Origin of the sequence: Pseudomonas fluorescens, from assembly GCF_000968015.1 — a bacterium.
Classification (GTDB): domain Bacteria; phylum Pseudomonadota; class Gammaproteobacteria; order Pseudomonadales; family Pseudomonadaceae; genus Aquipseudomonas; species Aquipseudomonas fluorescens_W.
Window position 1 is genome coordinate 100,436 of record NZ_LACH01000009.1, and the last position, 11,516, is coordinate 111,951.

Consider the following 11,516-nt stretch of genomic DNA (forward strand, 5'->3'; position numbering starts at 1 on the left):
GCGCCTCGGTCTTAAAGCGAAGCCAACTCGGCTTCAGCCTCAACAGCCTTCGCCACCTTCAACTGGCGCATCTGCTCACAGCCCCACAACACCCGCTCCGGTGTCGCCGGTGCGTCGATTTTCGGTTGATGCTTGTAGTCGCCCAGACTGGCCACGGCGTCCTTGATCGCACACCACGACGCGATGCCGAGCATGAACGGCGGCTCGCCCACGGCCTTGGAATGGAACACCGTGTCTTCCGGGTTCTTGCGGTTTTCCACCAGCTTCACCCGCAGGTCCAGCGGCATGTCCGCCACCGCAGGGATCTTGTAGCTGGCCGGGCCGTTGGTCATCAGTTTGCCCTTGTTGTTCCACACCAGTTCTTCCATGGTCAGCCACCCCATGCCCTGGATGAAACCGCCCTCGACCTGACCGATGTCGATCGCCGGGTTCAATGAGTCGCCGACGTCGTGGAGGATGTCGGTGCGCAGCATTTTGTACTCGCCGGTGAGGGTGTCGATGATCACCTCGCAGCACGCTGCGCCGAAGGCGTAGTAATAGAACGGCCGGCCCCGCGCCTGGCTGCGGTCGTAGAAGATTTTCGGGGTCTTGTAGAACCCGGTGCTCGACAGCGAAACCTGAGCGAAATACGCCTGCTGGATCAGCGATTCAAAGGTCAGGATGTGATCGCGAACCCGCACGTGACCGTTGTGGAATTCCACGTCTTCTTCGCTGACCTTGTACTGCCGCGCGGCGAATTCAACCAGGCGCTTCTTGATGATTTCCGCGGCGTTTTGCGCGGCTTTACCGTTCAGGTCGGCGCCACTGGAAGCGGCGGTCGGCGAAGTGTTCGGCACCTTGTCAGTGTTGGTCGCGGTGATCTGCACGCGGTCCATTTCCACCTGGAATACTTCGGCCACGACCTGCGCGACTTTGGTGTTCAGGCCCTGGCCCATTTCGGTACCGCCATGGTTCAGGTGGATGCTGCCATCGGTGTAGATATGGATCAGCGCACCGGCCTGGTTGAGGAAGCTGGCGGTGAAGGAAATACCGAATTTCACCGGGGTCAGCGCCAGGCCTTTTTTCAGGATCGGGCTGTTGGCGTTGTAGCGACGAATCGCTTCGCGGCGCTCGGCGTACTGGCTGCTTTCTTCCAGTTCGGCGGTCATTTCCTCGAGCATATTGTGCTCGACGGTCTGGTAGTAATGGGTGACGTTGCGCTCGGTCTTGCCGTAGTAGTTGGCCTTGCGCACCGCCAGCGGATCGAGAGCCAGATGGCGGGCAATCGCATCCATCACTTCTTCGATGGCGACCATCCCTTGCGGGCCGCCGAAGCCACGGTAAGCGGTGTTCGACGCGGTGTTGGTCTTGCAGCGGTGACCGTTGATGGTCGCGTCGCCCAGGTAGTACGAGTTGTCGGCGTGGAACATCGCACGGTCGACAATCGACGCCGAGAGGTCCGGCGAGCAACCGCAGTTACCGGCCAGTTCCAGGGCAATTCCGTGCAGCCGACCGGTGCTGTCGAAGCCGACGTCATACTCGACGTAAAACGGGTGACGCTTGCCGGTCATCAGCATGTCTTCGACCCGCGGCAGGCGCATTTTGGTCGGCTGGCCGGTGAGGTGCGCGATAACTGCGCAGAGGCACGCCGGGCTCGCTGCCTGGGTTTCCTTGCCGCCGAAACCACCACCCATGCGGCGCATGTCGACGACGATTTTGTTCATCGACACATCGAGCACTTCGGCCACCAGTTTCTGCACTTCGGTGGGGTTCTGCGTCGAGCAGTAGACGATCATCCCGCCATCTTCGGTCGGCATCACCGAAGAGATCTGGGTTTCCAGATAGAAGTGTTCCTGGCCGCCGATGTGCAGCGTGCCTTGAATGCGGTGTTCTGCGGTGGCCAAAGCGCCGGCCGAATCGCCGCGCTGATGGGTGTGGCTGTCGAGTACAAAGTGGCGTTTGCGCAGGGCTTCGACCACGTCCAGCACCGGCTCCAGATCTTCGTATTCGATGATCGCGGCCATCGCGGCTTTGCGTGCGGTTTCCAGGTCCTTCGCCGCAACGGCGAGCACCACTTGACCAACGAACTGGACGTCATCGATGGCCAGTAACGGATCGCCCGGCATCAGTGGGCCGATGTCTTTCAGGCCCGGCACGTCTTTGTGGGTGATAGCGATGCGCACGCCGTCGAAGGCGTAACAAGGCTGGGTGTCGATGCTGATGATTTTCGCGTGGGCGCGGTCCGACAGGCGTGCGTAAACATGCAACTGGTTCGGAAATTCCAGCCGGTCGTCGATGTACTGCGCTTCACCGGACACGTGCTTGGCGGCGCTGTCGTGCTTGACGCTGCGGCCGACACCGGTGGTCAGGTCCTTGGCGAACAGTTCAGCCAGTTCGGCCTGGGTCTTCTCTACGGCGTGATGGTTAGACATAAGCGGTCACCCGAGTCTCGATGTGCGGTGTTTGCAGTTCGATGAAGTATTTACGCAGCAGGTTCTGTGCGCTGAGCAGGCGGTATTCCTTGCTGGCGCGGAAGTCCGAGAGTGGCGTGAAATCTTCGGCCAGTGCAGCGCAGGCGCGTTCGACGGTGTCATTGTTCCAGGTGGCGCCGAGCAGAACGGCTTCACAGTTTTTTGCACGTTTCGGGATTGCGGCCATGCCGCCGAAGGCCACACGGGCATCGGCGATCACGCCGTTGTCGATGCGCAGGTTGAACGCGGCGCAGACGGCGGAAATGTCATCGTCCAGACGCTTGGAGACTTTGTAGGCGCGGAACAGTTGTTCGGCGCTGGCGTGAGGCACGATGATCTTTTCGATGAACTCGCTTTCCTGGCGCGCGGTGACCCGGTAATCGATGAAGTAATCTTCCAGCGCCATCGTGCGGCGAACTTCGCCTTTGCACAGAACGATCTGCGCGCCGAGTGCAATCAGCAGGGGGGGGGAGTCACCAATTGGCGAAGCGTTGCCAATGTTGCCGCCGAGGGTGCCCTGGTTGCGGATCTGCAGGGAAGCAAAGCGCTGCAGCAATTCGCCGAAGTCCGGGTACTCGGCTTTCAAGGCTTCATAGCAATCGGAAAGGGCGGTGGCAGCGCCGATTTCCAGGCGATCGTCGAAGCGCTCGATGCGCTTCATCTCGGCGACGTTACCGACGTAGATCATCACCGGCAGGGTGCGGTGGAACTGCGTGACTTCCAGCGCCAGGTCCGTGCCGCCGGCCAGCAGGCGAGCCTGTGGATAAGCGTCATAGAGGTCAGCCAGATCGGCGACGGTCAACGGCACCAGGCAGCGCTTGTCGCCACTGTTGAGTTCGCCGATGTCGGTAGGAGCGATGGCTTTCAGGCGAGCGATGGTGTCGGCTTCGCGAGCATCGAACTGGTCCGTTTGCTTGCCGCAGCAGGATTGTTCGGCGGCAGCCAGAATCGGCCGATAGCCGGTGCAGCGGCAGAGGTTGCCGGCCAGCGCTTCGTGAGCTTTATGAGCATCCGGTTGATCGCTGTTCTTTTGCAGCGCGAACAGCGACATGACGAAGCCCGGCGTGCAAAAACCGCATTGCGAGCCGTGGCACTCGACCATGGCTTTCTGCACGCTGTGCAGTTCGCCTTGGTGCTTGAGGTCTTCAACGCTGATCAATTGTTTGCCGTGCAATGACGAAACAAATGTCAGGCACGAGTTGAGGCTGCGATAGCGAATGTGTTCGCGGCCATCGTCATCCGTTTGCAGCTCGCCGACCACCACGGTGCAGGCGCCGCAGTCACCGCTGGCGCAGCCTTCTTTGGTGCCGGGTTTGCCCACATGGTCGCGCAGATAATTGAGCACGGTCAGGTTTGGGTCCAGGGCGTGCTCGCTACGGAGTTCCTGGTTAAGTAAAAACTGGATCACGGAAGGCCTCGCAGACTCATTATTGTTGTTAACCGACTTGAACCGAATTTATCAGGTCTGACTTTGTGGTCAATGATTTTCTGACTTAAAGGTCAGGAAATAGCGTTTTGTCGATCAACGACTCGTTCCTTTATTATTGACCCTCACGGGATAGCCTGCTTTTTGCTGGATTCGTGCCAAAAACCGCCGAGTGGGCACTCCGCCATGACCCTTCATGTGCGTTACACTGCGCCGCTTGTGCAGATCGAAGAGTTTGAAGGACAACCATGACGTTCAAGGCGCCGGACAGCCTCGCCGAGCAAATTGCTCACCACCTCGCCGAACGCATCATTCGTGGCGAAATGAAGCCCGGGGAGCGCATCCAGGAACAGAAGGTCACGCTGGCCCTCAATGTCAGCCGCGGTTCGGTCCGTGAAGCCTTGCTGATCCTCGAGCGCCGCCACCTGATCGCGATCCTGCCGCGACGCGGTGCCCACGTGACCGAGCTCACGGTCCACAAGGTCCAGAGCCTGTGCACGCTGATGAGCGAGCTTTACATTCTTCTGGGCAATGCAGTGGCCAGCGGCTGGAAAGTCCAGGCCGACATGGCGCCGTTCGTGCAAATCCAGCAGCGTCTGACCGCCAGCTACGAGCGCCAGGACATTCGCACCTTTGTCGATGACAGCTTCAGTGTGATGCGCGCCGCGTATCCGTTCGCCAACAACCCGTACTTGCAGGAAACTGTCGAGAATCTGCAGCCGGCCATGAGCCGCGCGTATTTCCTCGCCCTGGAACAGCGCAAGGCCTCGATGAGTGAGTTCCTCGAACTGTTCGAACGCTTGCTCGCTGCCGTGCTGGCCCGAGATTTTCCGCAGATCCGCATTGTGCTGACGGCGTATGCCCAGCGCAGCAGTGATCTGGTGGTTTCTGCCCTGACGGACGCTTAAGCGTGCGGCTAAAGTGCATCAAGCTGGCGGGGTTCAAATCCTTCGTCGACCCGACCACGGTGAACTTCCCCAGTAACATGGCGGCGGTGGTCGGGCCCAATGGTTGCGGCAAGTCGAACATCATCGACGCCGTCCGCTGGGTGATGGGCGAGAGTTCGGCCAAGAACCTGCGCGGCGAGTCGATGACCGACGTCATCTTCAACGGCTCGACCAGCCGTAAACCGGTAAGCCAGGCCAGCATCGAGCTGGTGTTCGATAACTCCGACGGCACTTTGCTCGGCGAATACGCGGCCTACGCGGAAATTTCCATTCGCCGCAAAGTGACCCGCGACAGCCAGACCACTTACTACCTCAACGGCACCAAGTGCCGCCGTCGCGATATCACGGATATCTTCCTTGGCACCGGCCTCGGCCCGCGCAGCTACTCGATTATCGAACAGGGGATGATCTCCAAGCTGATCGAGTCGAAGCCCGAAGACCTGCGCAACTTCATTGAGGAAGCGGCGGGCATCTCCAAGTACAAGGAGCGTCGGCGCGAGACCGAAAACCGCATCCGCCGCACCCACGAAAACCTGGCCCGCCTGACCGACCTGCGCGAAGAGCTCGAGCGTCAGCTTGAACGCTTGTACCGTCAGGCCGAGGCCGCCAAGAAGTATCAGGAATACAAGGGCGAGGAGCGTCAGCTCAAGGCCCAACTGTCGGCCCTGCGCTGGCAGGCGTTGAATGAACAGGTCGGTCAGCGCGAAGCGGTCATCGGCAATCAGGAAGTCACCTTCGAAGCGTTGGTGGCCGAGCAGCGTAATGCCGATGCGGCTATCGAACGCTTGCGTGACGGGCACCACGACCTGTCCGAACGCTTCAATCTGGTGCAGGGGCGCTTCTATTCGGTCGGCGGCGACATTGCTCGGGTCGAGCAGAGTATTCAGCACGGTCAGCAGCGTTTGCGCCAGTTGCAGGACGACCTGAAAGAAGCCGAGCGCGCACGTCTGGAAACCGAGTCTCACCTGGGTCATGACCGCACCTTGCTGCTGACCTTGGGCGAAGAGCTGGACATGCTCACCCCTGAACAGGAAGTCACCAGCGCCGCCGCCGAAGAAGCTGCCGCCGCGCTGGAAGAATCCGAAACCACCATGCACGCCTGGCAAGAGCAGTGGGACACCTTCAACCTGACGGCCGCCGAGCCGCGTCGCCAATCCGAAGTTCAGCAGTCGCGGATCCAGCAGCTGGAAACCAGCATGGAGCGACTGGCCGATCGTCAGAAGCGTCTCGGCGAAGAGCGTGCGTTGCTCTCGGCAGACCCGGAAGACGCGGCGATCATGGAGCTCAGTGAGCAACTGGCCGCGAGTGAGGCGACGCTGGAAGATTTGCAGGCCAGTGAAGAAGCCCAGGTCGAACGCCTCGAGCAACTGCGTCAGGAATTGCAATTCGCACTGCAAAATCAGCAGCAGGCTCAGGGTGATTTACAGCGTCTGAACGGTCGCCTCGCCTCCCTTGAAGCCTTGCAGCAAGCCGCGCTCGATCCGGGCACCGGCACCGCTGAATGGCTGCGCGAACAACATTTGGCGGACCGTCCGCGTTTGGCCGAAGGCTTGAAAGTTGAAGCCGGCTGGGAGCTGGCGGTGGAAACCGTGCTCGGCGCCGACCTGCAAGCGGTGCTGGTGGATGACTTCGGCGATTTCGACCTGGCCGGTTTTACCCAGGGCGATTTGCGCTTGCTCAGCCCGGCCACCGATGGCGTGCGCGTGCCCGGCAGCTTGCTCGATAAAGTTGAAGCGCAGATCGATTTGGCGCCATGGTTGGGGCAGGTTAAACCGGTCGACAGCCTTGAACAGGCGTTGGCCCTGCGCAATCAATTGACCGCCGGCCAGAGCCTGATCAGTCGCGATGGTTACTGGGTCGGTCGGCACTTTTTGCGCGTGCGTCGGGCTAGCGAAGCGGAAAGTGGTGTGCTCGCCCGCGGCCAGGAAATCCAGCGTCTGGGCCTTGAGCGCGAAGAGCGCGAAGCCACGGTCGAAACCCTGGAAACCCAACTTCAGAATCTCAGGGCGCAACAGCGTCAGCAGGAAAACGGTCGCGAACATCTGCGCCGTCTGCTGCAAGACGAAGCCCGTCAGCAAGGCGAATTGAAAGCCCAGTTGTCCGCCGGTAAAGCCAAGGCCGAGCAACTGACCCTGCGCCGCACACGCCTGGACGAAGAGCTCACCGAGTTGGCTGAGCAGCGGGCGCTGGAACACGAAAATATCGGCGAAGCGCGCCTGCAATTGCAAGAAGCCCTCGACAGCATGGCGCTGGACACCGAGCAGCGCGAGTTGCTGCTGGCCCAGCGCGACAGCTTGCGCGAGCGACTGGATCGGGTGCGTCAGGAGGCCCGGCAACACAAGGATCACGCCCATCAACTGGCGGTGCGTTTGGGTTCGCTCAAGGCACAACACGACTCCACGCGTCAGGCGCTGGAGCGTCTGGAAATGCAGTCCGAGCGTCTGACTGAAAAACGCGAACAGCTGAGTCTAAACCTGGAGGAGGGCGAGGCGCCGCTGGAAGAACTGCGGTTGAAACTTGAAGAGTTGCTCGACAAGCGCATGACTGTCGACGAAGAACTCAAGACTGCGCAAATCGCTCTGGAAGATGCCGACCGTGAACTGCGCGATGCCGAAAAACGTCGCAGTCAGGCGGAGCAGCAATCGCAATTGATTCGCGGCCAGATGGAAACCCAGCGCATGGAATGGCAAGCCCTGACCGTGCGCCGCAAGGCACTCGAAGATCAGTTGCTGGAGGACGGCTACGATCTCCACGGCGTACTCGCCACGCTGGTGGCCGAGGCCAACGAGAAAGACGCCGAAGAAGAACTCGAACGCATTGCCGCGCGTATTCAGCGTCTCGGTGCGATCAACCTGGCGGCCATCGACGAATACCAGCAACAATCCGAGCGTAAACGTTATCTGGATGCGCAGAACGACGATTTGGTCGAGGCACTGGATACGCTCGAAAACGTGATTCGCAAGATCGACAAGGAAACCCGAAACCGCTTCAAAGATACCTTTGATCAGATCAATGGCGGTTTACAGGCCCTTTTCCCAAAAGTTTTCGGTGGAGGCCGCGCCTATTTGGAACTGACAGGCGAAGATCTACTCGATACAGGGGTAACGATCATGGCGCAGCCGCCAGGGAAGAAGAACAGCACCATCCATTTGCTCTCCGGTGGCGAAAAAGCCCTGACCGCATTGGCTCTGGTTTTTGCCATCTTCAAGTTGAATCCGGCGCCGTTCTGCATGCTCGATGAAGTTGACGCGCCATTGGATGACGCTAACGTTGGACGCTACGCACGGCTGGTCAAAGAGATGTCGCAGACGGTGCAGTTCATCTATATCACCCACAACAAGATCGCCATGGAAATGGCCGAGCAATTGATGGGGGTGACGATGCACGAACCGGGATGCTCGCGTCTGGTGGCAGTGGATGTCGAGGAGGCGATGGCGATGGTGGATGCCTGAGTCGGCGGTTGTAGGAGAGGTATTATTGAGTTGTAGGACTTATTTACCTTCCCGGACTTGCTGGCCAATCGACATATTCGCGCAAGCCATAGTGACAGACGGTGTAAAGTTGCCTTTGGTCGTGCTAGTTTAATGTCAATTTTTCGTATACGTGGGCAAAACGCCTGTCAGAACATAGAGTTGGCGCCACGTTTTAAAGCGGTTTACGAGTTGTAAACCTCTTATTTTTCAGCATTTTTTATAGAGGCACGGGATTACATGGAAATCGGTCTGCGCGAGTGGCTGATCGTCATCGGCATTATTGTCATTGCCGGTATTCTTTTCGATGGCTGGCGTCGCATGCGCGGCGGCAAGGGGAAACTGAAATTCCGTCTCGACCGAAGTTTGTCCAACTTGCCGGACGAGGACACCAGCGCCGAGCTGTTGGGCCCGCCCCGCGTGCTGGATACGCATAAAGAGCCGCAACTGGACGAGCACGATCTGCCGTCGGTGAGCATGCCTGCCCGTGAGCCGCGTGAGTCGGGTTCCAAGCGCGGCAAGCGTGGTCATGGCGAGCCTTCGCAAGGCGACATGAACCTCAGCCTGGACCTGGACGGCGGCCCGAGCTTCAGCAGCCGTGACGACGATTTCCCGGATGACACCAAGGCTTCGAGTTCGACCAGTGAACGGGAACAACCGCAAGCCGAAGAAGTACTGGTGATCAGCGTGATCTGCCGCGACGCGGCCGGCTTCAAAGGCCCGGCGCTGTTGCAGAATATTCTGGAAAGTGGTCTGCGTTTCGGCGAGATGGACATCTTCCACCGCCACGAAAGCATGGCTGGTAATGGCGAAGTCCTGTTCTCGATGGCCAATGCGGTCAAGCCGGGCGTTTTCGATCTGGACGACATCGACCACTTCAGCACACCGGCAGTGAGCTTCTTCCTCGGTCTGCCAGGCCCGCGTCATCCGAAGCAAGCCTTCGACGTGATGGTGGCCGCGGCGCGCAAACTGTCCCAGGAGCTGAACGGCGAACTGAAAGACGACCAGCGCAGCGTGCTGACTGCCCAGACGATTGAGCATTACCGTCAGCGCATCGTTGAGTTCGAACGTCGTGCCCTGACCCAGAAGCGCTAAGGTCAAAAGATCGCAGCCTCGTTTCACTCGACAGCTCCTACAGGGGTCGCGATTTTCTGTAGGAGCTGTCGAGTGAAACGAGGCTGCGATCTTTTGCTTTTAATGGACGATTGAGTTCGGCGGCAAATGCCCTAATCGCTCAGTCAGGCGAATCCGCTGGATCGGGTCGTCACTGAGCAGCAGGGCATGTTCCAGATCGAAGCGCTCGGCGTTCGGGCAATCCAGCCGTTGATAGAGGCTGGCCCGGGCCAGGTAGTCGGAGGCGATGGCGTTGCCCAGTTCCAGCACACGTTCGGCGTCGATCAGGGCGCCGATGTAGTCATCGTTGGAAAGGTGTAACTGACGCAGGTTGCGCGACAGCCGCTGCAGCATTTGCACCGGCTCGGCCGTGAGCAAATGCTCGGCGCCAAGCTGCATGTTCGGACCGTACTGGCGTTGCAGCAACTCCCGGCAATCGTTGGGGTACAACCGACGCCCGCCGCAGGGGTCGAGCAGGTGATCGGCGCCCGGTACCCGCAGCAGGAAATGCCCGGGGAAGTTGACGCCAACCATGGGAATTTCCAGACCTTTGGCCAGTTCCAGGGCAATCAATCCCAGACTCAGCGGCTGCCCACGCCTGCGTTCCAGCACTTTATTGACCAGCGCGACTTGCGGACGCAATGGCGAGGAGTCGTCCTGAGCGAATCCCAGGTCATTCATACGCCGTAACAACGGCTGGGCCAACTCACTCACCGGCAACATCGGCAAGCCATAACTGACCCGTTGCTGCAGGTTCTTGAAATCGTGCAGCACCGCCTCGGGATTGACCTCACTGTCGTGTTCGGCGGCAATCCACAGCGCCGCCTCGAACAGCGCGGGCGGTGAACGTTGCAGACAGTCGAAGAAACGTTGGCGGGGGGTCATCAAAATCTCCGGGTAATGCCTCGTTTTAGCCCCGTCTCAGGCATTCGTCCAGTGCCGAACATAGGCGGTTACAGGTTATGTCCGAAAGTCTGCATGGCGGCGTCGCTTATTCCGGTGCGCTTCTGCAATTTTCGGGCGCAAGCCTATACTGGCGACTACAAGAAGTGATTCGGGAGCCCTACGATGTTCGCTCTCATGCAAAGCACTCGCCTTGAATCCCTGCATCTGAGCGTCGACTCGGTCACCGGGTTGAAGGCGGTCATTGCCATTCATAACAGCCGTCTGGGGCCTGCCTTGGGCGGGTGTCGTTACCTTGCCTATCCCAGCGACGAGTCCGCCGTCGAGGATGCCGTGCGTCTCGCACAAGGCATGAGTTACAAGGCGGCGCTGGCCGGCCTGGCTCAGGGCGGCGGCGTGGCGGTGATTGTTCGCCCGGTCCATGTGGAAAACCGCGCCGCGCTATTCGAAGCCTTCGGGCGTTGCATCAATCAGCTCGACGGCCGCTACATCACCGCCATCGACAGTGGCACCTCGGTGGCGGACATGGATTGCATCGCCCAACAGACCCAGCACGTCACCAGCACCACCTCGGCGGGCGACCCTGCACCGCACGCGGCGATGGGCGTGTTCACCGGTATTCGTGCGACCGCCATGGCCCGGCTGGGCAGCGATAACCTCGAAGGCCTGCGAGTGGCGATTCAAGGGCTCGGCAACGTTGGTTTTGCCCTGGCCGAACAGCTGCATGCCGCCGGTGCCGAACTGCTGGTCAGTGACATCGATCACGGTAAGGTCCAACTGGCGATGGAGCAACTTGGCGCTCATCCGATCGCCAACGACGCGCTGCTCAGCACCCCTTGCGACATTCTTGCGCCCTGCGGCCTCGGTGGCGTGCTCAACAGCCACAGCGTGACGCAACTGCGCTGCGCAGCGGTGGCCGGTTCGGCGAACAACCAACTGACCCATCTGGAAGTCGCTGATCAACTGGAGCGGCGGGGCATTCTGTATGCGCCGGATTACGTGATCAATGCAGGCGGGCTGATCTACGTTTCGCTCAAACATCGCGGCGAAGAGCTATCGACCATCACCGCACACCTGTCGAAAATCAGCTCCCGGCTGACCGAAGTCTTCGCCCATGCCCAAGCGGAAAAACGCTCGCCGGCCCGAGTGGCTGACGAGTTGGCGGAGAAAGTGCTGTATCGATGAGCCTGAACCGATAAAGGAGTGA

The 11,516-nt window shown here is 59.9% G+C and carries 7 protein-coding genes; 4 read left to right on the forward strand and 3 right to left on the reverse strand.

Going from position 1 to position 11,516, the window contains the following annotated elements; genetic code table 11:
* Positions 1 to 11: 11 nt before the first annotated feature.
* The gene (gene xdhB, locus VD17_RS06405) at positions 12 to 2,411 is read right to left on the reverse strand and encodes a xanthine dehydrogenase molybdopterin binding subunit (protein ID WP_046053170.1); all 2,400 of its coding nucleotides are present in this window, start codon (positions 2,409 to 2,411) and stop codon (positions 12 to 14) included.
* Positions 2,404 to 3,858, reverse strand: coding sequence for a xanthine dehydrogenase small subunit (gene xdhA, locus VD17_RS06410; RefSeq protein WP_046053171.1), 1,455 nt, complete (start codon positions 3,856 to 3,858; stop codon positions 2,404 to 2,406). The genes xdhB and xdhA overlap by 8 nt, the downstream gene beginning before the upstream one ends.
* 266 nt (positions 3,859 to 4,124) lie before the next feature.
* On the opposite strand from xdhA, the gene VD17_RS06415 reads away from it, so the two are divergent.
* The 3 genes from VD17_RS06415 to zipA all read left to right on the forward strand — a co-directional run bounded on the left by VD17_RS06415 (position 4,125) and on the right by zipA (position 9,388).
* Positions 4,125 to 4,784: a GntR family transcriptional regulator gene (locus VD17_RS06415; RefSeq protein WP_046053172.1), complete on the forward strand. Its 660-nt coding sequence runs from the start codon at positions 4,125 to 4,127 to the stop codon at positions 4,782 to 4,784.
* Between the two features lie 2 nt (positions 4,785 to 4,786).
* On the forward strand, positions 4,787 to 8,275 hold the full coding sequence (smc, locus tag VD17_RS06420) for a chromosome segregation protein SMC (RefSeq protein ID WP_046053173.1): 3,489 nt from the start codon (positions 4,787 to 4,789) through the stop codon (positions 8,273 to 8,275).
* Positions 8,276 to 8,533: 258 nt separating this feature from the next.
* Positions 8,534 to 9,388 carry a cell division protein ZipA gene (gene zipA, locus VD17_RS06425; protein ID WP_046053174.1) on the forward strand — a complete coding sequence of 285 codons (855 nt, stop codon included), beginning with the start codon at positions 8,534 to 8,536 and terminating at the stop codon, positions 9,386 to 9,388.
* Positions 9,389 to 9,487: 99 nt separating this feature from the next.
* Here the strand turns inward: zipA and VD17_RS06430 are convergent, their stop codons facing one another.
* Positions 9,488 to 10,291 carry a SirB1 family protein gene (locus tag VD17_RS06430; RefSeq protein WP_046053175.1) on the reverse strand — a complete coding sequence of 268 codons (804 nt, stop codon included), beginning with the start codon at positions 10,289 to 10,291 and terminating at the stop codon, positions 9,488 to 9,490.
* Positions 10,292 to 10,474: 183 nt separating this feature from the next.
* Between VD17_RS06430 and VD17_RS06435 the strand changes: the two genes are divergently transcribed.
* Positions 10,475 to 11,494 carry a Glu/Leu/Phe/Val dehydrogenase family protein gene (locus VD17_RS06435; protein ID WP_046053176.1) on the forward strand — a complete coding sequence of 340 codons (1,020 nt, stop codon included), beginning with the start codon at positions 10,475 to 10,477 and terminating at the stop codon, positions 11,492 to 11,494.
* Positions 11,495 to 11,516: the final 22 nt, after the last annotated feature.